Here is a 26,143-nt window from a genome sequence, read left to right as displayed (position 1 = left end):
GCAGGTGGACCGTCGTGGGCGCGGGTGCGGTTATCACGGCGACGCTCGTGACCGGATGCGGGGGCTCACAGGCGCCCGAAGCGGATTTCGACGAAGCACGGGCCGCGAACCTCGCCTTCAAGAGCGCGGTGGCCGACGTGCAGAAGCAGCTCTACGCCGGCGAGTGGCGCGTTGGAGAGTATGGCGACATCCCAGAGGCCTGTGCCGACGGCTATGAGTTCTTTCTGCGCCGGAAGCTTCCGGAGGGCTTCTCCTTCGACGGTCGGGGCGCCCAGCGCATGGCGGATCTGCGCGCGTGGATGGTGGAGAACGGGTGGCAGGTCGATTCCCTCCCTCACGTACGGGGAGGGAATCGACAACATCGTGATCGTTGCCGGCAAGCCGGCGGCGAAGGTGTCGCGTCTGGACGTCGACATGATGCCGGGCAGTGCGGCGGACGGCACGATCGATGTCCTCGAACTCCGTGCGACGTCCACGTGCGAGCCCGGCGACGCCGCGGCCCTCCTCGAACAGCTGCACGGCCCGCTCCGCGCGGTTGCGGAAGACACCGGTATCCGGATCTGGAGAGCCCGGATGCCACTCCCCTGTTCGAGCGGTACGCCGAGGGCTAGCGGCTGTCCGGGCGAAGGCACTCGGCTCGTGCGCCGCGCCCGCTTCTGCTCCTGGAACACCCGGATCGCCTCGTAGCGTTCCGCTGACCGCGCCTGTCGCCTCGCCGCCTCCTCCTCGCGGATCTTCGGCGGGGCGTTCGTCACCAGGTCGTCGAGGAGATGACGAACGGATGCCGCGATCTCGGCCACCGCGCGGTCGAAGACGTCCTGGCTGGTCCGTGAGGGTTTCGTCGTCCCCACGATCTTGCGGACGAACTGCAGCGCGGCGTCATGGCACTCGGCATCCGTCGCCGGAGGTGCGAAATTATGGAGCGGGACGATTTTGCGGCACATGGCGACAGGTCAGGCCCGTGGCGGCCTTGCCGCGAGGGGCCGCGATCACGGTGTCGGGATCTCGACCAGTCGGAACCATCGCCCGGTCGGCTGGAGTCGAGCGAGCGCGGGCAGGAAGTGCGGGTCGCTGACGTGACCGTCGAAATCGACCGTCGTCACCCCTCGGTGGGCGAGGATCGCCAGAGCGCGACGGATGCATCCCTCCACCAGGCGCTCTCCTGCAGCCTGATGGCGCCGCGTCGTCTCGGCGACGATCAGGGGCGGATCGCTGTCGCGGTAGGTGAGGGCGACAGCCGAGATCCGGCCCTGGTCGTCCACGGCGGCGGCGGAGGCCTCCACGTCGAGAACGTCCCACAGGTCCTCGTTGAGGGCGGCCTCGAAGCCGACGCGGACCGGACTCCAGGTCTCGTGCGTCCAGCGGTACATCGCCGCATTCGCGGCTTCGACCCGGCTTCTCTCGATACCCGCGAGAGGCTGAACCTGCGCGTGCGAGCGCAAGAACGTCCGGGCGGACAGGTCGACCCGCGCGGGCGGGACGATCTGCGTGGTCACGGCTCCTCGCGCGTCAGCGAAGAGCAGTGCCTCGTCGTCGACGTAGCCACGAGCGGCGAACGGGACGTCGCGGGAGCGCAACGTCGCGAGGTGACGCAGAACGGCTGTGCCTATCCCCCGTCGTCGCATCTCGGGATGCACGACGATGTCGACCCAGAAACGACCATCGTGCACGCGGGACAGCCAGATCGCGCCGGCGGCGACGATCTCGCCGCGGTCGACCGCGACAGCCGACCTGGTCTCGTCGTCCCGCCAGCGGTCGGGCGCGAGACGGCGGTCGTGCCACCAGGGCGGAGACGAGAGGACATCGTCCTCGGTCAGGGGTCGGAACTGCATGGGCCCATCGAACCATGCCGAGCCTTCGGCGTACGCCCCCGGCTGATCCGCTCCCTCGTCCGCGCGCTCAGCCGGGGCGCGGTCGCAGGCTCCCCGCATCCCCACAGGTGCCGCGCCACGATGATGTCGGCGCGGGACGAGAGGATGGATGCCATGTCCCTGCCCTACTCTTCGCGTCCCTGGTTGAGCTCCTATGCGGACGGCGTGCCGTCCGAGATCGATGAGCCGACGCAGACGTTGCCCGAGATGATGGCCGCGAGCGTCTCGCGATACGGCAAGAGACCCGCGCTCGAGTTCTTCGGCAGGGTGACCGAGTACCGCGAGTTGGGACGCCTGATCGACCGCGCGGCCGAGGGCCTGCGCCGACTCGGCGTCCGCGCGGGCGATCGGGTCGCCCTCGTCCTCCCGAACTGTCCCCAGCACGTGGTGGCGTTCTACGCCGCCCTGCGGCTCGGTGCGATCGTCATCGAGCACAACCCTCTCTATACGCCCCGCGAGCTGCGGCACCAGTTCGAGGACCACGGCGCCCGCTTCGCCATCGTGTGGGACAAGATCGCCGACGTCGTCGCCGAGTTCCCTTCCGACCTGGCGCTCGAACACGTCATCTCCGTCGACATCACCACGGCCATGCCGCGAGCAAAGCGCCTCGCGCTCCGGCTTCCCGTCCGCAAGGCCCGCGAGGCCCGCGCCCAGTTGACCGCCGCGCCGAGGTCGAAGCGAGCGCGCCCCTGGGAGACGCTGCTCGGCCACGGCGCGCTCTCCCGCAAGCACGCGGGCCCGCGGCTCGACGACATCGCTCTGCTGCAGTACACGAGCGGCACGACCGGAAGCCCGAAAGGGGCAGTACTGACCCACGCCAACCTGCGCGCGAACGCCATGCAGGGTCGCGCCTGGGTCCCAGGGCTTCGAGACGGGAAAGAGACGTTCTACGGAGTCCTCCCCCTGTTCCACGCGTACGGGCTGACCCTGTGTCTGACGTTCGCGATGAGTATCGGTGCCCGGCTTGTGCTGTTCCCGAAGTACGACCTCGAGCTCGTGGCATCCGCGATCCGGAAGAGCCCGCCGACCTTCCTCCCGGCCGTTCCGCCGATCTACGACCAGCTCGCGCGCGCCGCGGCCCGCGGTTCCATCGATCTCTCGACGGTGAGGTTCGCGATCTCCGGGGCGATGAGCCTCCCGGTCGCGACGGTCGACCGCTGGGAGGCCGCGACCGGCGGCCTGCTCGTCGAGGGGTACGGGATGACCGAGTCCTCCCCCGTCGCCCTGGGCAACCCCATCGGTCCCTCGCGTCGCCCGGGCACCGTCGGAGTGCCCTTCCCCAGCACGGAGATCCGTGTCGTCGATCCCGCCGCCCCGCAGAACGACGTCCCCCTCGGGGAGACGGGTGAACTGCTGCTGCGCGGCCCCCAAGTGTTCCAGGGGTACTGGAACCGCCCGGCGGACACCGCGGAGACGCTGCTCGACGGCGGCTGGCTGCGTACGGGAGACATCGCCTCGGTCTCCCCCGACGGATTCGTCACGATCGTCGATCGCCTGAAGGAGATCATCATCACGGGTGGCTTCAACGTGTCGCCCAGCGAGGTCGAAGACGTCCTCGTCGCGCATCCGGACATCGAGGCCGCCGCCGTCGTCGCGCTTCCCAAGCCCCGGGGTGGCGAGGACGTGGCCGCGGCGATCGTGGTGCGCGACGGCGTCGACCTCCCGGCAGACGCGGTCCGCGACTTCTGCAGGACACGCCTGGCGGCGTACAAGGTCCCGCGCCGGGTGATCATCGTCGACGACCTGCCACGCTCCCTGATCGGCAAGGTCCTGCGTCGCGAGGTGCGCGAGCGCCTCATGTCCTGACACGGAGGGATGCCACGCCCCGGGCCCGTGGCATCCTTCCCCGACCGGCTCAACCGTAGAAGAGCTTCTCGAAGACGCGTCGCGCTCGGCGGGTCGCGCCCAGGTAGTCTTCCTCGACGCGTGTCGCGGAGCGTGGCGGGTACTCGAGGATGCGTCCGATGCCATCGAGACGAGCACGGTCCGCGGGGAGGACATCGCTCGTCTGGCCGGAAAGCAGGGTGTTGGCCGACCGAAGACGGCTGGCGAGGTGCCAGGATGCCGCGAGCTTGTCCGCTGCGTCGGCCGGAACGAGACCGGCCTCCACGGCCGCGCTCAAGGCTCCAAGCGTCGACGTCGTGCGCAGCGCCGGTACGGAGCGCGCATGCTGCAGCTGGATGATCTGCACGAGCCACTCGACATCGCTCAACGACCCCGGGCCGAGCTTCAGATGGCGTGCGGGGTCGGCCCCCTGCGGAAGACGCTCGTTCTCGACCCGCGCCTTGATGCGGCGGATCTCGCGCAGACCGTTCTGATCGGCCGCCGACGGGTAACGCACCTCATCCGCGAGCTCGAGGAACGCCGTGATGAGCTTGACGCTCCCGGCGACGCCGCGGGCGCGAAGCAGTGCCTGCGCCTCCCACGACAGCGACCAACGCCGGTAGTACTCGGCGTACGCCTCGATCGAGCGGGCGAGCGGGCCACTCCGTCCCTCTGGTCGCAGCTCCGCGTCGAGGTCGAGGGGCAGACGGTGATCCTCCGACTGCTCGCGCAGACCGGCGACGAGCTTGAGAGCCAGTTGGCTGGCCCGGTGCTGGTCGACGCCGTTGGCGCGATAGACGTACATCACGTCAGCGTCGGAGCCGAAACCGATTTCGCGCCCGCCGAAACGCCCCATCGCGATGACGGCGAAGTCGAGGTCGTCGTCTTCGGGAGGCACGACTACGCGCCGCACCGCCCGCAGGGTCGCCTGGATGGTGACCTCGGTGATGGTCGTCAGCGCGTCCGACAATTCCTCGAGCGACACGGTTCCGAGCACGGCGGCCATAGCCACCCGGAGCATCTCCCGTCGACGCAGCGCCCGCACCGAGCGCATCGCGTCGTCGATGTTGTCCCACCGGGTCTGGATCGCCCGCGCCTCCTCTTGCAGGGCCTTTCCGCTCCGCGGGCGCAGCAGGGCGTCGTCGTCGAGCCAGGCGACGGATTCGGGGATCCACTCCATCAGCTCGCCGATGTAGCGCGAGCACGACAGCACGTGGGTGAGCCTTTCGGCAGCACCCGCCGAGTCACGCAGCATGCGCAGGAACCAGGGGGTGTTGCCGAGCCGCTCGCTGATGCGCCGGAAGACGAGCAGCCCGTAGTCGGGGTCGACGCCATCGGCGAACCAGCGGATCATGATCGGCATGAGGTGCCGCTGGATCGTCGCCTTCCGGCTCAGACCGCTCGTGAGTGCGCCGATGTGGCGGAGCGCCCCGGCGGGGTCGCGGAAGCCGATCGCGGCGAGGCGATCGCGGGCCTGCTCGGTCGACAGCGTGCGCTCGCCCTCGGGCAGCGCCGCGACAGCCGAGAGCAGGGGCCGGTAGAACAGCCGCACGTGGATGTCGCGGACCTCGCGCTTGATGCCCTCCCACACGGCCTGGATGCCGGATGCCGTGTCGGCCAGGCGCGTGGCGCGCGCGAGGACCCGCAGATCGTCGTCCTTCTCGGGAAGAAGCGCGGTGCGACGCAGGCCCCGCAGTTGGAGCCGGTGCTCGAGCAGGCGGAGCAGCCGATAGTCGCGCCCGAACGCTTCCGCCTCGGAGCGGCCGATGTATCCCTCCGCGACCAGCGCGTCCAATGCGTCGAGGGTGCCGCGTTGACGAATCCGCTCGTCGGTGAGGCCGTGCACGAGCTGCAGCAGCTGCACGGTGAACTCCACATCGCGGATTCCACCCGGCCCGAGCTTCAGCTGACGGGTGACCTCTCCCGCGGGAATGTGGTCGGTGACGCGTTCGCGCATGCTCTGCACGCCCTCGACGAAGTTCTCGCGCGCGGCACTGTGCCACACCAGAGGCTGGACGGCATGGACGTACTCCGCACCCAGGACCGGGTCGCCGGCGATCGTGCGGGCCTTCAGCAGCGCTTGGAACTCCCAACTCTTCGCCCAGCGGGCGTAGTACTGCTCATGCGAGGCGAGGCTGCGCACCAGCGCACCCTGCTTTCCCTCGGGTCGCAGGTTCGGGTCGACCTCCCACAGCGGAGGCTCGATCTCGGGGCCGGAGATGCCCCGCATGGTCTGCACCGCCAGGCGGGTGCCGATGTCGATGGCCCGTGCCTCGGAGACCACTTCGTCATCGGCCGAGCCGCCGACGAAGATCACGTCCACGTCGCTGACGTAGTTGAGCTCGCGCGCCCCCGTCTTTCCCATGGCGATGATGGCGAACCGCGTGGCCTCCACCTGAGCGCGCGGGAAGGAGGCCGGAGCGGAGCCCGTCACACGGGCGCGGGCGACGCTGAGCGATGCCTCCAGCGCGGCCCCGGCGAGATCTGCCAGCGCCGCCGAGACGACCGGGATCGCGGCCGCCGGATCGTCCTGGCCGAGATCGTAGGCGGCGATGCGGGCGAGCAGACGGCGGTAGCGCACGCGGAGCGCCACCCAGGCGGCATCCGATGCATCCGACGCGAACCCGTCGACGTCGCCCACGGATGCCAGCAGCTCGGCGCGCATGGTCTGCTCGTCGGGAACGGTGAGCCCGGCGCCCGACAGGTGCGCGAGCTCGGCGGGATGACGCAGGTAGAACTCGGCGAAGCCGTCGGAGGCGCCGACGATGTCCCACAGGGCACGCCAGGAGCCGGGGTCGGCGGCGTTGCGGCGCACGGCGTCGGCATCGCGCCGGGCGACCTGCAGGATCGCCAGGAGTGCGCGGTCGGGGTCGGCGACACGCTGCGCGAGCTGCATGGCATCCGCTCGGTCCACACCGACGACATCGGCGAGCTCGCCGAGTAGCGTGTCTGCTTCGGCGAGCCGCGAGAAGCCGGTGCGGGCGAGGGCGGTGAGCGCGGAAGTGCGGTCGCCCGAGGTCATGGCGCGCCCGTCAGAGGGCTTCGAGGTTGCTCTCGAGCTCGAAGGGCGTGACCTGGGCTCGATACTGCTGCCACTCGCGGCGCTTGTTGAGCAGCACGTACTTGAACACCTGCTCGCCCAGCGTCTCGGCGACGAGCTCGGACTCCTCGAGGTGCTCGAGGGCCTGGTCGAGGCTCGCGGGGAGCGGAGCGTACCCGAGCGCACGCCGCTCGGAGTCGGTCAGGGACCACACGTTGTCTTCGGCCTCGGCGGGAAGCTCGTACTCCTCTTCGATGCCCTTCAGACCGGCGGCCAGCATCAGGGCGTACGAGAGGTACGGGTTGGCCGCCGAGTCCAGTGCACGGTATTCCACGCGCGTCGACTGGCCCTTGTTCGGCTTGTACAGCGGGACGCGCACGAGGGCGGAACGGTTGTTGTGCCCCCAGCAGATGAAGCTCGGTGCCTCGTCGCCGCCCCACAGACGCTTGTAGGAGTTGACGAACTGGTTGGTCACGGCCGAGATCTCGCTGGCGTGGCGCAGCAGACCCGCGATGAAGTGACGGCCGACCTTCGACAGCTGGTACTGCCCGCCCTCCTCGTAGAAGGCGTTCATGTCGCCCTCGAAGAGCGAGAGGTGCGTGTGCATGCCGCTGCCCGGCTGACCGCTGATGGGCTTGGGCATGAACGTCGCGTACACGCCCTGCTCGATCGCCACCTCTTTGACGACGGTGCGGAACGTCATGATGTTGTCGGCCGTGGTCAGCGCGTCGGCGTAGCGCAGGTCGATCTCGTTCTGTCCCGGTCCGCCCTCGTGGTGGCTGAACTCGACCGAGATGCCGAGGTCCTCGAGCATCCGGACGGAGCGACGACGGAAGTCGTGTGCCGTGCCGCCGGGGACGTTGTCGAAGTATCCCGCGGAGTCGACCGGCTGCGGGCGCCCGTCCGAGCCCAGCTGCGACGACTTCAGCAGGTAGAACTCGATCTCGGGATGCGTGTAGAACGTGAACCCCGCGTCAGCGGCCTTGGCGAGCGTGCGCTTGAGCACATGCCGGGGGTCGGCGACCGCGGGCTGGCCGTCGGGCGTCGTGATGTCGCAGAACATGCGCGCGGTCGGGTCGATCTCTCCGCGCCAGGGCAGGATCTGGAACGTCGTCGGATCGGGGTGTGCGAGCAGATCGGATTCGTAGGAGCGCGTGAGCCCCTCGATCGCCGAACCGTCGAAGCCGAGGCCCTCGGTGAAAGCGCCCTCGACCTCGGCCGGGGCGATCGCCACCGACTTCAGCGTTCCCACCACATCGGTGAACCAGAGGCGGACGAACTTCACGCCCCGTTCCTCGATCGTCCGCAGGACGAAATCGCGCTGCTTGTCCATCGTCATTCCTCGTTTCGGTGCGGCCGTCAGGCGGTGGCGCCGTCGGAGCCCCAGTTCGCGTCGCGGGCGTCGTCTTCGTTCCACTGCTCGGAGCGCTGACGCAGGAGCTCGGGGGCGCGGGCCGCTTCTTCGGCGGTGTCGAAGGGGCCTGCGCGATCGACCATCGGAGAGGCGAAGCCCTGCTCGACCTGCTTGGTCTCGAGGTTGTACCAGTACTTGTTGCTCTCGTCGCTCACGATGGCTCCTTCGATGGGTCTCGCGTCTCGGCGCGGAACCGCCGGTGCACCCTCCGATCCTACTGATCCCGACCGCGCGGCTGGCTAGGCTGGAGGGTATGGCAACGAATGCATCGCGTGCGGTCGGAGTGGACATCGGTGGAACCGGCATCAAAGCGGGAATCGTCGATCTGGATGCCGGAGAGCTCATCAGCGACCGGGTGAAGGTCGCGACCCCCGCCGGAGCCGAGCCCGCCGATGTGCTGGCCGCGGTGCATCAGGTACTCGAAACCCTCGAGGCGCCCGCGGATCTTCCGCTCGGCGTGGCGTTTCCCGCCATCGTGAAGAGCGGCAAGACGCTGTCGGCCGCGAACGTGTCGTCGTCGTGGATCGGCTTCGAGGCGGAGAAGTTCTTCGAAGACGGCCTGTCGCGCGGCATCCATTTCGCCAACGACGCCGACGTAGCCGGCATTGCCGAGGTGCGCTACGGGGCCGCGAAAGACGTGAACGGGCTGGTCATTCTCACCACCCTCGGCACCGGCATCGGCTCGGCCATGATGTACGACGGTGTGCTCGTTCCCAACAGCGAGCTGGGTCATCTGCAGCGCGCGGGCCATAAGAAGGATGCCGAGTACTTCGCCGCCTACTCCGCGATGGAGCGCGACGAACTGTCGTGGGAGAAGTGGGCGAAGCGTCTGCAGTGGTACTACGACTACGTCGAGTTCCTCTTCAGCCCCGATCTGATCGTCGTCGGCGGCGGAGTGTCGAAGCACTCCGAGCAGTTCCTGCCACTGTTGAAGCTGCGGGCGCCCATCGTGCCGGCCAAGCACCGCAACAACGCGGGCATCATCGGGGCGGCGTCGCTCGCGGTTCCCGTGCCCGAGGCGCTCCCTGCGGTGAAGTAAGCCCGGTCGGCGCCTCCCGACCACGGATGCCACGGCGTCGGCGCGGCGCGATGGCGCTGAGCGGCTGGCGGACGATCAGGCGGCTTCGTCGATTCGGCGCACGCTGACGGCGTTGCGCCACATCACCGGTGCCCAGTGGCTGCCCTCGCGCGGGATCTCCGGCCGTGGTCGATCGTAGAACATAACTACGAAATTCACCCCGGGGCTGCACGAGACACGCATCCCTTCACCCGGACACGCGGCGACCCTCCTGAGGCGGGGGGGGGCGACAGGAGTGTCGATAGGTATTCGGCGCGGAGTCGACGTGTACTCAATGCGACGCCCCCTTCTGTCTCCACGCACGCCGGGCGAGTGGATGCACTCCTACGATCAGCGTATGGGCGTTCGCGATGGGAATCTGACGGCAGGTCGAGCCGCGCCGATCCTGATCGTGGGGACGTCGATCATGGCTCTTTGTGCGGTCGCGGCTGTTGTGCTGATCTGGTCCGTTGCCGTGCCGACGGGCCCGGATGTATGCGTCCTCACCTACCCTGGGCCACGCAACTGCTTCGTCAGCGATCGGCTCGATGCGGCCGTCGTGTCGACGGTCGTACTGGGGATGACGTCTGCTGTCGCGGTTGCCGCGTCCGTCACGCTCTTTCGCCGGGGGCCCTGGGCGGTGGGAGCGGGAGTTGCGCTGGTGCTTTCGACCGGTCTCGTTGCTTTCGTGGCGGTTGCGTGGATTCCCGCCTGGGCGTGACACCGCGCAGAGAGCCAGTCGAGGAACGCGGCTGCGCTCTCCGACCGGCGCTCTGGTGAGATTCTGCGTCTCGTAAGCCAGGTGGACAGTTCGGGGTCCTGCGGCCATGTACTGAGTGAAACTTCTTTCAGGAAGGCGACACTCATGAACGATCTCGACCTGGACACGCGGATTCGAGATGCCGCACCCCGCCTAGCGAGCGTCGAGGGACTCTCGGATCACCGCGCGCGAATCCTCCGAGAGGCACGCGCACGTAGCGGCCGACGGCTGCGCGTGTGGGGTGCAAGCGCTGCGGCTTCCGTTCTCCTGGTCGGCAGTGGGTCGGTTGCGATGGCGGGCGGGGGAAACGAAACCCCGTGGGGCTGGATCGCTGACAACGTGTTCTCGGTCGAGCGCACCGACGGTTCGGTGTTTTTCCAGGGGCTGCTGGTCAAGTGGGACGGCCTGGCCGAAGACGATCCGACTCCCGGCGATGACGGCATTGAGGACCACCGCAGCGCGGTAGATCACGGCGTGCTTGTCGTAGCGGGTGGCCAGCCCTCGCCACTGCTTGATGTGGCAGTAGCGGCGCCCGATGACGTTCCGATGCTTGTCGTCCAATACGTCCAGATCAACGGGCCGGCCTCCGCGTGATCCTCGTTGTTTCCGGTGCCCCTTCTGGTCGTCCGGCTCCGGGATCACAGCCTTGATGCCGCGGGCGCGGAGGTGCCCGAGGATGGCGCGAGACGAATAGGCCTTGTCGCCGCGCACCGCGTCCGCGGTCGCCCGTCATCGCGGCCGACACGCAGCTGCGCCATCAGCGGCAGGAACATGGGTGAGTCACCGGCCTGCCCGGCGCTGATCAGCGTCACGAGAGGCAGTCCGTTGCCGTCGACGAGCGCGAGCAATCGTGGAGTCCACCGACAAGGACCAGTCGACCAGTCCTGCCGCGTCCGCCGCCGCGGTCAGCTTGGCGTGCGCCTTTTCCCACGTGCCGTCAGTTGCCATCCACTGATGCCAGGTCCATACCGTTTGCCACGGCCCGAAGACCTCCGGGGGGTCAGCGGAGTGATGTCCTCGTGGATGATCGCCACAGGAAACTCGGACACACTCTCGAGGCGGTCCTCCACGGTGTTGCTCGCGCGATCGGAACCGGAAGGCGCCAGGGTGAGCTCTATCCCGCTGCCGTCCGCAGCCCGTCCGCCTCCCAGAACGCCGGCCGCTGCTGCTTGGTCACTTGCCAAGACCGTTTGCACGGCGTCGCGAAGGTCGCCAGGAAGGTACGCCGTCTGGCGCACCTCGATGGGAACCTCTGCCGACGCGACGATGCTCTCCAACTCAGCGGGTACTTCACCGTGCCACCAAACGATCGTCAGCGAGCGATCCTTGGTGAACTCGACCGCGCTGTAGCGCGGATCACCCTCGTAGAGGCTGTCGATCTTCGTGGTCATCTCGACCATCTCGCTTGTGACGGGGGGAGCGGTGAGCGCGCGCTCATCGGGGCTCCTGGTCGGCGCAGCATCAAAGTGATTGACAGGCGGTTCGTCGACGACGTTGCTGGTGTCTCCGGTGGCGGCGCCTGTCGTGGGAATGGCCAGCATGACGGCCCCGATAGCGGCGACAACACTTAGGGACGTTCTCTTCACTGATTTCCCCCTCGGATCGGTGGTATTCGGACGGACAGTACGAAAACGCTGCCAGATACGAGAAGCCAATCCACGGCGAATGGCGCGTCTTTCACACCCGGGGGGAACTGGTGCCGCTTCTGCGGACACCTGATCTGAGCGGAGAGGGTGTCTTGGTCAGCGGGGTGACGGCGCTGTCGAGCCGTTACCGCCTTCCGGTGCCGAAGGCGCTGCCCGCCGTCACGTGAGAGGGATGCCGTCGTCGTCGCTGACGCCGCGCGCACATTCTCGGCCGGTTGAGTAGTAATACTCAGGGGGCACTCAGGTTACTCGCCGTTTGGTTAGGGTGAGGCGCATGAAGCGCACTCTCACCCTGACCGCGTCCGTTCTCGCCCTGCTGACCCTCTCCGGCTGCACCGGAGTCACCGCGGAGACGAAGCACGAATCCATCACGATCACTCCCGGTCAGACGGGTACCTTCACCAACGGGAACTCGACGATCATCGTCGGCGGAGACCCCACGGATGCGCCCGTTGACGAGACCACGTACCTCTCCGACGCGCGGGCCGACGCCACCTCGTCCGGCCCCGTCCACTCCGCCTCCGACGCGGATCTGCTCGCGGCGGGCAAAGCCGTGTGCGATCAGCTCACCCAGGGCGTCGATGAGGAGAAGGTGCAGGTCAAGCTCGCGGGAACGACGCTGACCGCCGGCGGTGCCGACGCCATCGCCATCGTCGAAGCCGCGACGCTCTCGCTCTGCCGGTGACCCCCCGGGCGGCGCCTCGTCGCGGGAGGTTCGGGGATCGTCGTCCTGGCTCTGACAGGATGTGCCGCATCCGCGCCGGAGTTGACACTCAGCCCCGGCGTCGCGGTACACACCGGCGACTACCTCGTCTCGCTACGCGGCGCCGCCGTGGCCGACGGCGCGATCGCGAAGGCGAACGATGACGCCCTCGTTCGCACCGGACTCGACATCTGCTGGCCCCTCGACGGCGCGACGCGGACCACCATCAGCATCGGAGAGGTCATCGTCTCCGACCGTGGCGACATCGACGCGCTCTCGCGCGCGGCGCACCTGTACTTGTGCCCGTGAGGCGCGGGGCGGCGCGGAGCTCTCTGACGGGTGCGCTCGGGCATAGTCCGCGAGACGTGTGAGGCGAATGGGCCGGCCTGTACGCCGGGTTCTGTCCGGGGGCGTGAGCCCCGTGGACGGTCATCTCTCTCGGCGACACGTTGCCGTGCCGCTCCAGCGGCCTACCCGGGGACTCGGCGAGCCGCGTCGTCATCCCCTGTCTGGCCTTGCTCCGGACGAGGTTTACCGTGCGGGTCGTGTCACCACGACCCCGGTGGTCTCTTACACCACCCTTTCACCCTTACCCCGCACCCCGAGGGGCCGAGGCGGTCTGCTCTCTGTGGCACTGTCTCGCGGATTGCTCCGGGTGGGCGTTACCCACCGTCCTGCCCTGTGGAGCCCGGACGTTCCTCGGCACGAGCGAACCCGTGACGCGACCGTCCAGCCGACCCATTCGCACGCTCCAGTCTACCGGGGCGGCCCCTCAGCCCTTCTCGGCGGTATCCCCTATCCGCAGATCGAGGGGAAAGTCGATCGGGAACGTCCCGAAGAGCAGACGACCTGCGGATGCCGCCGACTCCCGCACCGCGGTCGCCACGGCCTCCGCGTGCTCGACGGGGGTGTGCACGACGATCTCGTCGTGGAGGAAGAACGCCAGGTGCGGTGCTCGTGCGAACACCGGACCCGAGGCGGGCGCCGCGCGGGCGGCATCCACCTCCGGGAAGGCGGAGAGGCGCGCGCGCAGGTCGGCCAGCCACGCGAGGGCCCACTCGGCCGCCGTGCCCTGCACGACGAAGTTGCGCGTGAAGCGGCCTCGGTCGCGGGCGGAGCGCCGGGCGCGGGTCTCGTCAACACCGGATGCCGCGGCGTCGCTCGCGAGGGATTGGAGCGCGCGCCACGACTCTCCCGCCGCGGGCGACGTACGACCGAGCCAGGTGTGCACCACGCCGCCGTCCTCGCCGGTGCGGGCGGCGTCGTCGACGAGCCGCATGGCCCGCGGGAAGGTGCGGCGAAGGCGGGGAAGCAGCCGCCCGCTCTCGCCCGTCGTGGCCCCGTACATCGCCCCCAGCATCGCGAGCTTGGCTTCGGCACGAGTGCCGACGGCTCCGCGCTCGACGATACCGGCGTAGAGGTCTCGACCGGATGCCGCTTCGGCCAGCGCCGTGTCCCGCGCCATGGCCGCGAGCACCCGGGGCTCGAGCTGTGCGACGTCGGCCGTGACGAGGGTCCATCCCGGGTCGGCGCGCACGGCGGTACGGAGGTTGCGGGGGATCTGCAGTGCTCCGCCTCCCGATGACGCCCAGCGTCCCGTGACCACGCCCGCGGGCACGTACACCGGGCGGAACCGGTTGTCGCGCACCCAGTCGTTGAGCCACGCCCAGCCGTTCGCGGTGTACAGCCGCATGAGCTTCTTGTAGGCGATGAGCGGGGCGACGGCGGGATGGTCGTGCTCCGCCAGCTCCCATCTGCTCGTCGACTGCACCATCAGGCCCGCACGGTGGAGCGAGCGCAGCAGGCGCGGCTGCGAGTCGAGCGAGGCCGACGGGTCACCGAGAGCTGCGCGAACGACGGCGGCGGTCTGCTCGATGCGCGCGGGCAGGGCACCCCCGTGACGTGGGCCGAGCTCCCGCTCCAGCAGGTCGACGTGGGCCTCGACGCTCCACGGCACGCCGGCGACGTGAAGTTCGGCGGCGATGAGTGCACCCGCCGATTCCGCGGCGCACAGTAAGCGGAGCGCCCCCGGCGTGCGCGACGAGGCGATCGCCGCGGTCTGCCGGGCATACTCCGTAAGCGCGGCGTCGGCGCTGTGCGGGACTGCGAATGCCGGCTCCCCCAGGTCGAAGAGCGTGTCACCGGGGCTGGGGGTCGAGGTGTCGGCATCCCATGCCGTGGCGGCACGCAGGCCGTGGTCTTCGGAGACGGCGACGGCGTCGCGCAGGATGGCGTGGACGAGACGGAGATCCCACGCGCGGGCCACGCGGACGCCGGTGGCGAGGAGCCGGCCGTAGATCTCGGCGGTGTCGGCCCAGACCCACCGCACCTCGCCCGCAGTCTCACGTGATGCGATGGTGGCGGGCAGATCGGACTCGTCGAACTCGGTCATGCCGCGGGCCGTGCCGTCGGCATCCAGGTCGATGAGGGCCGCGCGCCCCGAGGTGGTGCGCCCGACGACGACCGTGTCAGACGCCACGGACGCCGTACGGGGTCATCGAGATTCTTCGGTGCGAACGAGGATCGCGCCGCACTCGGGGCAGAAGACCACTTCGTCGGTCTGCGCCCGGCGTACGGTGGCAAGGTCGCTCGGCGGAAGCACCATCCGGCACGCCTCGCAGGCGCCCGCGCGCAGCAGACCGGCGCCGTTGCCGCGGGAGGCGAGCCGTTCGTACAGCGCCAGGAGATCGCCGGGGACGGATGCCGCGATGGCATCGCGATCGCGACGTGCGCCCTCGAGACGGGTCGTCGCGTCGGCGACGGTGGTCTTCGCTTCGGCGCTGAGCTGCGCGCCCAGGGCGTTGGTCTCGGCGATGCGCGCTTCCTGCTCGGCGACCGCGGCGTCGGCTGCCTCGAGGCGCTCCATGAGCGCGATCTCGGCGTCTTCCAGATCGCTCTTGCGGCGGCCGAGCGAGGCCAGTTCGCTCTCGAACCCCTGCGCCTGCTTCGGGTTCGACGACGCGGCGAGGCGCTCGGTGTCGCGCGCGATGCGGGCGTCGACGACGGCGACGTCGGACTCGAGCCGCTTCAGTTCGGCGGTGATGTCGTCACGCGTATTGGCTCGGGTCGCCAGCTCTTGCGACAGCACGGACCGCTGCGCGATGAGTTCCCGCACGCGCTCGGCCTGGGGCGGGTTGCCCGCGACCTTCTCATCGCGCCGGATACGCGCGTCGAGGTCGGCGAGGTCGAGCAGTTTGCGCTGGTCGGCGGGATCGGCATTCACGGGTTCCACGCTACCCCGGGCCTCCGACATCGGCGGCACGGTATGACCGCACGGCCGCACGTGGGACGGACGCTAGACTCGTGGCATCCCGGGCCTTTAGCTCAGCTGGTAGAGCGCCACGTTTACACCGTGGATGTCGTCGGTTCGATCCCGGCAGGGCCCACTCTCCGTTCACGACCTCACTCTGTGCGAGATCATCAGCGGCGCGGACCCCGGCGCATCCCTCCGCGCGACTCGAACCATCGTCGACATCTCGACATCGAGCTGTCTCGCGCGGCGACACGAGCACGGGGCCACCGACGCGCATCCGATGTCCCCGCGACTCGCTAGGGTGGACGATGGTTGATTGTGCGGAGCAGACAAGGGTTGCCGCACTCGTATGGCGATTCTCTGGCATGACCTGCCAGACGACGAAAGGTCTTCCGTGACTGTTCACGACCAGGATCCGTATTCGCAGGGGCCGCAGGACAGCGACCCGGAAGAGACCGGGGAGTGGCAGGAATCCCTGCGACAGCTGGTCCAGGCGAAGGGCCCCGCCCGCGCGCGCGAGATCATGCTGAGCCTTCTGAAGGGCTCGAAGGAACTGCACCTCAACGTGCCGATGGTTCCGACCACCGACTACATCAACACCATCTCGCAGCAGAGCGAGCCGGAGTTCCCCGGTGATGAGGAGCTCGAGCGCCGCTACCGCAAGTGGATCCGCTGGAACGCCGCGGTCACGGTGCACCGCGCGCAGCGCCCCGGCATCGGCGTCGGTGGCCACATCTCGACCTACGCCTCGTCGGCCGCCCTCTATGAAGTGGGCTTCAACCACTTCTTCCGCGGTCTCGACGACCCCTCGGGCGGCGACCAGATCTTCATCCAGGGCCACGCCTCCCCCGGCGCCTACGCCCGCGCGTACCTCGAGGGCCGGCTCACCGAGGCGCAGCTCGACGGCTTCCGCCAGGAGAAGTCGCAGGCCCCCAACGGCATCCCCTCCTACCCGCACCCCCGCCTCATGCCGGAGTTCTGGCAGTTCCCGACGGTGTCGATGGGCCTCGGCCCGATCAACGCCATCTACCAGGCGATGTCGAACAAGTACCTCGCCAACCGCGGCATCAAGGACGTCGGCGATTCGCAGGTGTGGGCCTACCTCGGCGACGGCGAGATGGACGAGGTCGAGAGCCGCGGTCAGCTGCAGGTCGCGGCCAACGAGGGTCTCGACAACCTGAACTTCATCATCAACTGCAACCTGCAGCGCCTCGACGGCCCCGTCCGCGGTAACGGCAAGATCATCCAGGAGCTCGAGAGCTTCTTCCGCGGTGCCGGCTGGAACGTCATCAAGGTCGTCTGGGGCCGTGAGTGGGACGACCTGCTCGCCCGCGACACCGAGGGTGCGCTGCTCAACCTCATGAACACCACGCCCGACGGCGACTACCAGACCTACAAGGCGGAGAACGGCGCCTACGTGCGCGAGAACTTCTTCGGTCGCGACCCCCGCGCCCTCGAGCTCGTCAAGGACTACACCGACGAGCAGATCTGGGGCCTCAAGCGCGGTGGCCACGACTACCGCAAGGTCTACGCGGCGTTCAAGGCTGCGGCCGAGCACAAGGGGCAGCCGACGGTCATCCTCGCCAAGACCATCAAGGGCTACGGTCTGGGCCCCCACTTCGAGGGCCGCAACGCCACGCACCAGATGAAGAAGCTGACGCTGGACGACCTCAAGTCGTTCCGCGACGCGATGGACATCCCCGTCACCGACGCGCAGCTCGAAGAGAACCCGTACCAGCCGCCGTACTACAACCCCGGCGCCCAGGACGAGACCATCAAGTACATGCTCGAGCGTCGCCGCTCGCTGGGCGGCTTCCTGCCCGAGCGACGCTCGACGCACGTCGGCCTCGAGCTCCCCGGGGACGCGGCTTACGCGCTTCCGAAGAAGGGCTCCGGCACGCAGGAGATCGCCACGACCATGGCGTTCGTCCGTCTGCTGAAGGACCTGCTGCGGGTCAAGGACTTCGGGCACCGCATCGTGCCGATCATCCCCGACGAGGCGCGCACGTTCGGTATGGACGCGTACTTCCCGACGGCGAAGATCTACAACCCCAAGGGTCAGCACTACACCTCCGTCGACCGCGAGCTGCTGCTGGCGTACAAGGAGAGCCCGCAGGGCCAGATCATCCACGTCGGCATCAACGAGGCGGGCGCCCTCGCGGCGTTCACCGCGGCGGGCACGTCGTACGCCACGCACGGCGAGCCGCTCATCCCGGTCTACGTCTTCTACTCGATGTTCGGCTTCCAGCGCACGGGCGACGCCCAGTGGGCCGCCGGCGACCAGATGGCGCGAGGCTTCATCATCGGCGCGACCGCCGGTCGCACCACGCTGACCGGTGAGGGCCTGCAGCACGCCGACGGACACTCGCAGCTGCTGGCATCCACGAACCCGGCGACGGTCTCGTACGACCCCGCGTACGGGTACGAGATCTCGCACATCGTGCGCTCGGGCATCGAGCGCATGTACGGCGGGGAGCACTCCGACCCGAACGTCATGTACTACATCACGGTCTACAACGAGCCGTACGTACAGCCGGCCGAGCCCGAGAACGTGGACGTCGACGGCATCGTCCGCGGCATCCACCGTGTCTCGACCGGTGAAGGCGACGGTCCCCGCACCCAGCTGCTCGCGTCGGGTGTCGGTGTGCCGTGGGCGTTCGAGGCCCAGCGCCTGCTGAAGGACGACTGGGGCGTCGTCGCCGACGTCTGGTCGGTGACCTCGTGGACGGAGCTCCGCCGCGACGGCCTTGCCGCCGACGAGCACAACTTCCTGCACCCGGACGCCGAGCCCCGCACGGCCTACATCACCGAGAAGCTTCGGGATGCCGAGGGCCCGGTCGTCGCGGTCAGCGACTGGATGCACGCGGTCCAGGACCAGATCCGCCAGTGGGTGCCGCAGCGCTACCTGACGCTCGGCGCCGACGGCTTCGGCTTCTCGGACACCCGTGCCGCCGCGCGCCGGTACTTCAAGATCGACGGCCCCTCGCTCGCCGTCCGCGCCCTGCAGGCGCTGGCTGACGAGGGCAAGGTCGACCGTTCGGTCATCGGACAGGCGATCGAGAAGTACCGCCTGCACGACGTCAACGCCGGCACCAGCGGCAACGCGGGCGGCGAGGCCTGACGGCGTGAGTGATCTGTCGATCGGGACCGATTCTTCCCTCTCGGGCGGGGTCGGTCCCGATCGCGTCAGTGGTGACGTGGACGACCCCGCGGCGCTCGGGGCCGATGCCGCCGCGCGCGACAAGGCCGACACGCTCGCCTGGCTTCGCCGCATCTCCGGCGACCTTGCGACCGCGACCATCCAGCGCCTCGAAGAGACGCTGCCCTGGTACGCCGGGATGCCCCCGGCGAGGCGGTCAGCCGTCGGGCTGGTGGCACAGGCCGGCATCACGTCGTTCACGCAGTGGGTCGAGGATCCGGCATCCACTCCCGCGATCGCCTCGGACATCTTCGCCGCGGCGCCCCGCGAACTGCTGCGCAGCGTGAGCCTCACGCAGACGCTCCAGCTCGTACGCGTCACCGTCGAGGTGATGGAAGAGCGCGTCGCGGGTCGCTCGAAGACGGTGCGCGAGGCGATGCTGCTGTACTCGCGCGAGGTCGCCTTCGCGGCCGCCGACGTGTACGCGCGTGCGGCCGAGGCCCGCGGGCTGTGGGATGCGCGGCTCGAAGCGCTCGTCGTCGACTCGATCCTCACCGGCGAGGCCGATGACGAACTCCCCAGCCGGATCGCCGCGCTCGGATGGCACGGCCACGGCGAGGTCGCCGTGCTCGTGGGCACCACTCCCCCGCAGTTCGACGTCGACCAGGTGCGGCGCACCGCGCGCAAACTCGGCGTCGACGTGCTGATCGGCGTGCAGGGATCGCGTCTGGTGCTCGTGCTGGGGCGCGCTGACGTGCCCGCCCGTCACGGCGATGACGCCTCAGAACTGCCGTTCACCGAGATCGCCAAGCGACTCGAGCCCGGTTTCGGGTCGGGCCACCTCGTGCTCGGCCCGCCGGTGGCAGCTCTCGTCGATGCCGGACAGAGCGCCCGAGCCGCCCTGGCGGGCTTCGCCGTCGCGCGCGCCTGGCGCAACGCCCCACGGCCGGTGGAAGCCGACGATCTGCTCCCCGAGCGGGCGCTGGCCGGCGATGCGGTGGCGAAGCAGACGCTGGTCGACCGCGTGTTCCGCCCCCTGCACGAGCACAGTGCCGACCTCGTCTCGACGCTCTGGAGCTATCTCGACAACGGCCGCTCGCTCGAGGCGACCGCGCGTGAGCTGTACGTGCACCCCAACACCGTGCGTTACCGCTTGAAGCGCGTGTCGGAGGTCATCGGGTGGGATGCCACGGGCCCCCGCGAGGCGCTGATCCTGCAGACCGCGTTGATCCTCGGCTCGATCGGGACGGATGCCACGAGGCGCCGCGGGCCGGCCGGTCGGCGCCTGTCCGCCGGACGGTGATGCACGGCTCGCACAAAGACACGCCGCATATCTGTGTCGATACCTCCATAAGCCGACGCTCGATCCTTGGCAGGATGGGACGGTGATCATCGCCGTCTTCCCCGGGCAGGGGTCGCAGACCCCCGGGTTCCTCACGCCATGGCTCGAGCTCGACGGGGCGCGTGAGCGCCTCGCCGCTTACTCCGAACAAGCTGGCGTCGACCTCGTGGCAGCCGGCACCGAATGGGATGCCGATCAGATCCGCGACACGAGCGTCGCCCAGCCGCTGATCGTCGCTGCGAGCCTGCTGTCGTGGGCTGCGCTGAACGAGCGCATCGAGACGCCCGTCGCCGGAGTCGCGGGGCATTCCGTCGGCGAGATCGCCGCGCTGGCGGCATCCGGAGTCCTGGGCGACGCCGACGCGCTGCGCCTCGTGGGCCTGCGCGGTCGGGCGATGGCCGAGGCGGCCGCCGCGGTCGAGACGGGCATGAGCGCCGTCGTCGGTGGCGACGAGCAGACCGTGCTCGAACGCCTCGACGCGCTCGGACTCACCCCCGCCAACTACAACGGCGGCGGACAGATCGTCGCCGCGGGCGAGCTGCCGGCGCTGGACGAACTCGCGGCCGAGGCGCCACGCGGCGCTCGCGTCATTCCGCTGCAGGTCGCCGGGGCGTTCCACACGCGCTTCATGGAGCCCGCCGTCGAAGCGCTGCGTTCAGCAGCCGCCGATGTCGCGGTCTCCGGCCCCACGACGACCCTGTGGACGAACTCCGACGGTTCCGTCGTGACGGAGGGCCGCCGAGCGCTCGATCTCGTCGTCGCACAGGTCGCCTCACCCGTGCACTGGGATCGCTGCATGGCCTCGTTCGCCGAGCACGGCGTGACCGGCATCATCGAACTCTCCCCCGCGGGCGCCCTCACCGGGCTCGCCAAGCGCGCCCTGCGCGGCACGCCGACCGTGGCGGTGAAGACCCCCGACGACCTCGACGCGGCCGTCTCACTCCTGAAGGAAGACCAGGCATGAGCACCCCCACCCTCCGTCAGCTGCAGGGCCCGGCCCACACGCGCATCTACTCGTACGGCGCTGCCCGCGGCGAGAACTTCGTGCCCAACGACGACCTCGTCGGGCCCATCGACTCCAGCGACGAGTGGATCCGTCAACGCACCGGCATCGTCACGCGCGTCCGCGCGAACAAGGAGACGGATGCCATCGACCTGGCCTCCGAAGCCGCCCGCGAGGCCGTCGAGAAGTCGGGCGTCGCGCCCGAAGACATCGACGCCGTGATCGTGGCGACCATCAGCAACCCGAAGCAGACGCCGTCGGCATCCGCCATCGTCGCCGACCGCATCGGCGCGAACCCCGCCGCAGCCTACGACGTCAACGCCGCGTGCGCCGGGTTCGCGTACGGCGTGGGTCAGGCCGATGCGCTCATCCGTGGCGGGCTCGCGAAGCACGTCGTCGTCGTCGGCGCCGAGAAGCTCAGCGACATCGTCGACCCGACGGACCGCAGCATCTCGTTCCTTCTCGGCGACGGTGCGGGCGCGGTCGTCGTCGGACCCAGCGACACCCCGGGTATCGGACCCACCATCTGGGGCTCCGACGGTTCCAAGGCCGACGCCGTGAGCATGAACGCCACCCTCACCGAGTTCCGCGACGGCACGGCTCCGTGGCCGACGTTGCGCCAGGAAGGCCCGACGGTCTTCCGCTGGGCTGTGTGGGAGATGGTCAAGGTCGCCCGTCAGGCGATCGAGGCCGCGGGCATCGAGCCGAGCGACCTGGCAGCGTTCGTCCCCCACCAGGCGAACATGCGCATCATCGACGAGTTCGCCAAGCAGCTCGGTCTGCCCGAGACGGTGGTCATCGGTCGCGATATCGAGACCACGGGCAACACGTCGGCAGCATCCATCCCGCTCGCCACTCACCGCCTGCTCGAGGAGCATCCCGAGCTCAGCGGCGGACTCGCGCTGCAGATCGGCTTCGGTGCCGGTCTGGTCTTCGGCGCGCAGGTCGTCGTGCTTCCCTGACGCAGCGTCATCGAACCCTAAACTGATCGGGGCCCATCGGGCCTCATCCCCGACACAACAGGAGACATCATGGCATTCACCAACGACGAGGTTCTCGCCGGCCTTGCCGAGCTCATCACCGACGAGACGGGCATCTCGGCCGACGAGGTCGCCCTCGAGAAGTCGTTCACCGACGACCTCGACATCGACTCCATCTCGATGATGACGATCGTCGTCAACGCCGAGGAGAAGTTCGGCGTGACCATTCCCGACGACGAGGTCAAGAACCTCAAGACCGTCGGCGACGCCGTCACGTTCATCACCTCGAACCAGGCCTGATTCTCCCGGTGGGGGCTTCGGCCCCCACCGCTCAGGTCCCATCGGTCCGCAGCAAGGATTTCGCACCTCATGAGCACACCCCGCATCGTCGTCACCGGCATCGGCGCCACCTCGCCTATCGGCGGAACGGCACCCGAGAGCTGGTCCGCCCTGCTGGCCGGCACCTCCGGCGCGCGCACCCTCGAGCACGAGTGGGTCGAGAAGTACCAGCTTCCCGTCACCTTCGCCGCCGAGGCGCTCGTGCGACCCGAGACCGTCCTCGAGCGTCCGGTGGCCAAGCGCCTCGACCCGTCGTCGCAGCTGGCTCTGGTCGCGGCGAAAGAGGCGTGGGAAGACGCGGGTGCGCCCGACATCGATCCCGACCGTCTCGGGGTGGACTTCGCCACCGGCATCGGCGGCGTCTGGACGCTGCTGGACGCGTGGGACGTCTTGCGTGAGAAGGGCCCCCGTCGGGTCATGCCCATGACGGTGCCCATGCTCATGCCCAACGCTGCCGCGGGCAACCTGTCGCTGCACTTCAACGCCCGCGCGTTCGCCCGCACCGTGGCTTCGGCGTGCGCGTCGAGCACCGAGTCGATCGTCAACGCGGTGCAGCACATCCGCGACGGTCTCGCCGACGTCGTGATCGCCGGCGGCACCGAGTCGGCCATCCACCCGATCACCATCGCGTCGTTCGCGTCGATGCAGGCGCTGTCCAAGCGCAACGACTCCCCCGAGACGGCCTCGCGTCCGGCCAGCATCGACCGCGACGGCTTCGTCATGGGCGAGGGTGCGGGCGTGCTGATCCTCGAGACCGAGGAGCACGCCAAGGCGCGCGGTGCGAAGATCTACGCCTCGATCGTCGGCGGTGGCGTGACGGCCGACTCGTACCACATCACCGCGAACGACCCCGAGGGTCGCGGCGCGGCGCGTGCCGTGCGCATGGCGCTCGACATGGCCGGCGCGTCCGTCGACGACGTCACGCACATCAACGCCCACGCCACCTCGACCCCCGTCGGCGACCCGAACGAGTACCAGGCGCTGCGTGCGGTGTTCGGTGAGCGCATCGACGAGATCCCCGTGTCGGCGACCAAGTCCTCCACCGGCCACCTGCTCGGCGGAACGGGTGCGCTCGAAGCGATCTTCACGGTGCTCGCGCTGCAGAACCGCGTCGCCCCGCCGACCATCAACCTCACCGAGCAAGACCCCGAGGTGCCCTTCGCCCTCTCCGGTTCACCGATCGAGCTCGGCGCGGGCGACCAGCTCGCGATCAGCAACTCCTTCGGCTTCGGTGGGCACAACGCCGTCGTGGCCATCGCGTCGGTCTGAGGCCGCACGACGAGCGCCCTCCGGCATCCTTCGATCTGATCGAGGATGCCGGAGGGCGTTTCTTCTGATCGGGCGAGGGATACGCGGTCCCGATGCCGGGGGCGATCACCGGCCTCCGGTAGTGGCGCCTCCCCCGCCCGACGTCTTATCCGACCTTGTGCAGCCAGACGATCTGCTGGTCGTGGCCGGCGTGACGGAACGGTTCGAGTTCCTCGTCCCAGGCCGACCCCAGGGCGATGTCGAGTTCGCGCTGCAGTTCGACGGCATCGCCGCAGGCGATCTCCATCGCGTAGCGCACCCGGTCTTCACCGATGACGACGTTCCCGCTCGCGTCGGTCTGGGCGTAGTGGATGCCGAGACCGGGCGTGTGCATCCACCGGCCACCGTCGCTACGGGGCGTGGGATCTTCACTCACCTCGAAGCGCAGATGCTCCCAGCCGCGGATGGCGCTGGCCAGGGCCGCACCCGAGCCGACCGGGCCCTCCCAGTAGAACTCGGCGCGTCGGCTTCCCGTGAGCACCGGTTGATCGGCCCAGTCGAAGTTCACGGCGCGGCCGAGCGCGCGTCCGACCGCCCACTCCAGGTGGGGGCACAGCGCGCGGGGCGCGGAGTGAATCAGGATCACTCCGCGCGAAGACGTGATCGCCATGGTCTCTCCTTCGTCAGGTACGTCTTCCCCTACGACCTGTGACGGAGTGCCGGCGTATTTTCGATTGTCCCGGCCATTATCACTCGTTCATAACGAAATCACAACACTGTCATTCCCTGGGCGTGCTGCGGCTGCGGCGAGGCGTTCCGCGCGGGGCACAAGGTCAGGGATGTGCATAAACTCCGTGGCATCCGCCGCTCTGGACGGACGTTACGCACACGACCGACTTTGTGCCGCGGCGCGAGCGGGGCTCGGCACGGCGCGAGAGGTCGTGACCGACACAGAAGTCAGCCGAACCACAGGGCCCAGTACAGCGCGAAGTTGCGGTTGCCATACGCCGAGCACGAGTCGCCGGTCCCCCACCGTGCGGCGAGGGCCGCCGCGTTCGGTTGATACGGCGTGTAGTTGTAGAGGGCAGCCGTCGCCTCGTTCGTGATCGCCACGTCGGAGCCACCGCACGAGGGATCGGGTGAGTACGCGAGGTAGTGCGTCCCGGGCTGGCGCATGTAGTCGGAGGCGCTGTACGACTTCAGGTCCGTAGCGCCCTGGGCCACCTGTGCCGCGAACCCCGCGATCCCGGGGTCGCACGCGGCATCGTCGGGGCACCGCGCACCCATCGCCGCGCCCAACTCTCGTGGCTCGGGCGCGCGAGCAATCCGGCCGGAGACAAGGCTCTGCTCCTTCTGCAGCGTGACGAGCAGGACCTTCGCAGAGATTCCGCACGCGCGCTGGATGCGGTCGATGACCTGGGCGGCCGTGAGCTCGCCACCGTCGTATCCCTCGCACACGGTCTCGCCGGTGGCATCCGACACCACGGGTGCGCGCGCGGGCAGCGTCGTCGTGAGCACGTTCAGACACGAGTCGTTGCGGCACGAACCGACCTGCTCGTCGAGGAAGGACTGGATCTCGTCAGCCGTCATGGCATCGCCGTCGTAGAAATCGGCATCGCTGATGAGGGTGCCGGGGTCGAACGACGTGAGGTCGATGGCTGCACGGCGGGTTTCGACGTTCCACGCCGAGACGAGTCCCACGAGCGGCGTGATCGCGAGTGCGACCAGGCCGACCAGCAGTGCACCGATCACACCGATCGCGACGCGCCGTCGCCGAATGACGGCAGACGCGGGGCGGCGCGATCGACGACGGGTCCCCGACCGGCGCGAGGGCCGGCGCCCGGTCGACGACCTCGGCCGTGTCTTGGTGTTCGCCACCCTTCGATCGTGCCCCACCGCGCTGACCGCACCCTGCACGCACGACGCGTGGCGCGGCGGTCAGCGCGGCAGTGCGCTCACGAACCGGACTGCGCGGGCGGTGTGGCCCCGGTGCCGGGTTCCGTCCCGGGGGCGGGCGGCGTCGGGGCCGAGCCGTCAGCCGGCGGGGCGGGCGGGGTCGGGGCCGAGCCGTCAGCAGGCGGGGTCGGCGCGCCGGGACCACCGGAACCGCACTCGCTCGGCTTCGGACCGCCACCCCGACCTGCGGGCGCGGCGCCGTCGGAGGGCGGTGAGGGCTGTGCGCCGTCGGAGGGGGCCGCGGTCGGCGTGGCACCGGGCGTGGGTGTGACAGTGCCCGGCGAGACGCCGTCGGCGTTCGGCGCCGAGGTCGCCGAGGTCAGGGCCGGTGTGCCGCCCGACGACGAAGCCAGCGCGGCGGTTCCGCCGGTCAGGCCCGCCGCCACGATGACCGCGCCCGCGATCAGCGCCGGACGCTTCCACGAGCGGCGCGACGGTTCGGGCGCGTCGTCCATTCGCGGAAGGGGAAGGGTGGGGTTGTCGTCGTCGTCGTTCATGACCATCTCTCTGCGCCGATGGCGATCACCGGCTCGAGAACCAGCTTTCGTACGGCGACTGAAGCGAGCCT

General features: G+C 69.3%; 21 protein-coding genes, 1 tRNA gene, 1 other RNA gene and 2 pseudogenes. 12 read left to right on the top strand and 13 right to left on the bottom strand.

What is annotated here, in order from left to right:
* Window positions 1–677 precede the first annotated feature (677 nt).
* Both QE412_RS03640 and QE412_RS03635 read right to left on the bottom strand, forming a co-directional pair.
* A pseudogene (locus QE412_RS03640) lies at window positions 678–944 on the bottom strand (DUF2277 domain-containing protein); the annotation flags it as partial.
* Window positions 945–989: 45 nt separating this feature from the next.
* A complete protein-coding gene (locus QE412_RS03635; RefSeq protein ID WP_307480264.1) occupies window positions 990–1,832 on the bottom strand; it encodes a GNAT family N-acetyltransferase in 843 nt (280 codons plus the stop codon).
* A 153-nt stretch (window positions 1,833–1,985) separates the two neighbouring features.
* Here QE412_RS03635 and QE412_RS03630 point away from each other — a divergent pair, with 153 nt between their 5' ends.
* On the top strand, window positions 1,986–3,677 hold the full coding sequence (locus tag QE412_RS03630; protein ID WP_307480261.1) for a long-chain-fatty-acid--CoA ligase: 1,692 nt from the start codon (window positions 1,986–1,988) through the stop codon (window positions 3,675–3,677).
* Between the two features lie 49 nt (window positions 3,678–3,726).
* Here the strand turns inward: QE412_RS03630 and QE412_RS03625 are convergent, their stop codons facing one another.
* Genes QE412_RS03625 through QE412_RS03615 form a run of 3 tightly spaced genes read right to left on the bottom strand, consistent with a single transcriptional unit; the run spans window position 3,727 to window position 8,304 of the window.
* The gene (locus QE412_RS03625) at window positions 3,727–6,717 is read right to left on the bottom strand and encodes a bifunctional [glutamine synthetase] adenylyltransferase/[glutamine synthetase]-adenylyl-L-tyrosine phosphorylase (RefSeq protein WP_307480257.1); all 2,991 of its coding nucleotides are present in this window, start codon (window positions 6,715–6,717) and stop codon (window positions 3,727–3,729) included.
* Window positions 6,718–6,727: 10 nt separating this feature from the next.
* On the bottom strand, window positions 6,728–8,068 hold the full coding sequence (glnA, locus tag QE412_RS03620; RefSeq protein WP_307480254.1) for a type I glutamate--ammonia ligase: 1,341 nt from the start codon (window positions 8,066–8,068) through the stop codon (window positions 6,728–6,730).
* Window positions 8,069–8,094: 26 nt separating this feature from the next.
* The gene (locus tag QE412_RS03615) at window positions 8,095–8,304 is read right to left on the bottom strand and encodes an SPOR domain-containing protein (RefSeq protein ID WP_307480251.1); all 210 of its coding nucleotides are present in this window, start codon (window positions 8,302–8,304) and stop codon (window positions 8,095–8,097) included.
* A gap of 98 nt (window positions 8,305–8,402) precedes the next feature.
* Between QE412_RS03615 and ppgK the strand changes: the two genes are divergently transcribed.
* Together ppgK and QE412_RS03605 are read left to right on the top strand one after the other, a co-directional pair.
* A complete protein-coding gene (gene ppgK, locus QE412_RS03610; RefSeq protein WP_307480248.1) occupies window positions 8,403–9,188 on the top strand; it encodes a polyphosphate--glucose phosphotransferase in 786 nt (261 codons plus the stop codon).
* A gap of 376 nt (window positions 9,189–9,564) precedes the next feature.
* Entirely contained in the window at window positions 9,565–9,927 is a 363-nt protein-coding gene (locus QE412_RS03605; RefSeq protein WP_307480245.1) for a hypothetical protein, read from the top strand.
* Window positions 9,928–10,380: 453 nt separating this feature from the next.
* On the opposite strand, the pseudogene QE412_RS03600 reads toward QE412_RS03605, so the two are convergent.
* Together QE412_RS03600 and QE412_RS03595 are read right to left on the bottom strand one after the other, a co-directional pair.
* A pseudogene (locus QE412_RS03600) lies at window positions 10,381–10,968 on the bottom strand (transposase); the annotation flags it as partial.
* Entirely contained in the window at window positions 10,872–11,507 is a 636-nt protein-coding gene (locus tag QE412_RS03595; protein WP_307480242.1) for a hypothetical protein, read from the bottom strand. The gene QE412_RS03595 and the pseudogene QE412_RS03600, both read right to left, overlap by 97 nt.
* Before the next feature lie 379 nt (window positions 11,508–11,886).
* Here QE412_RS03595 and QE412_RS03590 point away from each other — a divergent pair, with 379 nt between their 5' ends.
* Together QE412_RS03590 and QE412_RS03585 are read left to right on the top strand one after the other, a co-directional pair.
* Complete coding sequence (locus QE412_RS03590; protein WP_307480239.1) at window positions 11,887–12,297, top strand: DUF732 domain-containing protein; 411 nt, start codon at window positions 11,887–11,889, stop codon at window positions 12,295–12,297.
* A gap of 81 nt (window positions 12,298–12,378) precedes the next feature.
* Entirely contained in the window at window positions 12,379–12,624 is a 246-nt protein-coding gene (locus QE412_RS03585) for a hypothetical protein (RefSeq protein ID WP_307480237.1), read from the top strand.
* Window positions 12,625–12,688: 64 nt separating this feature from the next.
* Here the strand turns inward: QE412_RS03585 and rnpB are convergent.
* The 3 genes from rnpB to QE412_RS03570 all read right to left on the bottom strand — a co-directional run bounded on the left by rnpB (window position 12,689) and on the right by QE412_RS03570 (window position 15,538).
* An RNA gene (gene rnpB, locus QE412_RS03580) (RNase P RNA component class A) lies at window positions 12,689–13,056 on the bottom strand.
* Between the two features lie 31 nt (window positions 13,057–13,087).
* A complete protein-coding gene (locus QE412_RS03575; protein ID WP_307480236.1) occupies window positions 13,088–14,794 on the bottom strand; it encodes a bifunctional 3'-5' exonuclease/DNA polymerase in 1,707 nt (568 codons plus the stop codon).
* 15 nt (window positions 14,795–14,809) lie between these two features.
* On the bottom strand, window positions 14,810–15,538 hold the full coding sequence (locus tag QE412_RS03570) for a zinc ribbon domain-containing protein (protein WP_307480233.1): 729 nt from the start codon (window positions 15,536–15,538) through the stop codon (window positions 14,810–14,812).
* Between the two features lie 90 nt (window positions 15,539–15,628).
* On the opposite strand from QE412_RS03570, the gene QE412_RS03565 reads away from it, so the two are divergent.
* The 7 genes from QE412_RS03565 to QE412_RS03535 all read left to right on the top strand — a co-directional run bounded on the left by QE412_RS03565 (window position 15,629) and on the right by QE412_RS03535 (window position 23,640).
* Window positions 15,629–15,701: transfer RNA gene (locus QE412_RS03565), tRNA-Val, on the top strand.
* A 261-nt stretch (window positions 15,702–15,962) separates the two neighbouring features.
* Window positions 15,963–18,689: a pyruvate dehydrogenase (acetyl-transferring), homodimeric type gene (gene aceE / locus QE412_RS03560; RefSeq protein WP_307480231.1), complete on the top strand. Its 2,727-nt coding sequence runs from the start codon at window positions 15,963–15,965 to the stop codon at window positions 18,687–18,689.
* Between the two features lie 76 nt (window positions 18,690–18,765).
* Complete coding sequence (locus QE412_RS03555; RefSeq protein ID WP_307487008.1) at window positions 18,766–20,010, top strand: PucR family transcriptional regulator; 1,245 nt, start codon at window positions 18,766–18,768, stop codon at window positions 20,008–20,010.
* 82 nt (window positions 20,011–20,092) lie between these two features.
* Window positions 20,093–21,013 (top strand): ACP S-malonyltransferase, encoded by a 921-nt coding sequence (locus QE412_RS03550; RefSeq protein ID WP_307480229.1) that lies wholly within the window; start codon window positions 20,093–20,095, stop codon window positions 21,011–21,013.
* Complete coding sequence (locus tag QE412_RS03545; protein ID WP_307480227.1) at window positions 21,010–22,014, top strand: beta-ketoacyl-ACP synthase III; 1,005 nt, start codon at window positions 21,010–21,012, stop codon at window positions 22,012–22,014. Before QE412_RS03550 ends, QE412_RS03545 begins: the two co-directional genes overlap by 4 nt.
* A 69-nt stretch (window positions 22,015–22,083) precedes the next feature.
* A complete protein-coding gene (locus QE412_RS03540) occupies window positions 22,084–22,332 on the top strand; it encodes an acyl carrier protein (RefSeq protein WP_013586517.1) in 249 nt (82 codons plus the stop codon).
* A 69-nt stretch (window positions 22,333–22,401) separates the two neighbouring features.
* The gene (locus tag QE412_RS03535; RefSeq protein WP_307480225.1) at window positions 22,402–23,640 is read left to right on the top strand and encodes a beta-ketoacyl-[acyl-carrier-protein] synthase family protein; all 1,239 of its coding nucleotides are present in this window, start codon (window positions 22,402–22,404) and stop codon (window positions 23,638–23,640) included.
* 145 nt (window positions 23,641–23,785) lie between these two features.
* On the opposite strand, the gene QE412_RS03530 is transcribed toward QE412_RS03535, so the two are convergent.
* The 3 genes from QE412_RS03530 to QE412_RS03520 form a co-directional block, all read right to left on the bottom strand.
* Window positions 23,786–24,289, bottom strand: a complete 504-nt coding sequence (locus tag QE412_RS03530) for a DUF3145 domain-containing protein (RefSeq protein ID WP_307480223.1) — start codon at window positions 24,287–24,289, stop codon at window positions 23,786–23,788.
* 287 nt (window positions 24,290–24,576) lie between these two features.
* The gene (locus tag QE412_RS03525) at window positions 24,577–25,371 is read right to left on the bottom strand and encodes a hypothetical protein (protein ID WP_307480220.1); all 795 of its coding nucleotides are present in this window, start codon (window positions 25,369–25,371) and stop codon (window positions 24,577–24,579) included.
* Window positions 25,372–25,574: 203 nt separating this feature from the next.
* On the bottom strand, window positions 25,575–26,072 hold the full coding sequence (locus QE412_RS03520) for a hypothetical protein (protein WP_307480217.1): 498 nt from the start codon (window positions 26,070–26,072) through the stop codon (window positions 25,575–25,577).
* Between the last annotated feature and the right edge of the window lie 71 nt (window positions 26,073–26,143).

The organism is Microbacterium trichothecenolyticum (assembly GCF_030818955.1).
In the GTDB taxonomy this organism is placed as follows: domain Bacteria; phylum Actinomycetota; class Actinomycetes; order Actinomycetales; family Microbacteriaceae; genus Microbacterium; species Microbacterium trichothecenolyticum_B.
This window is presented reverse-complemented; position numbering and strand designations above follow the sequence as displayed.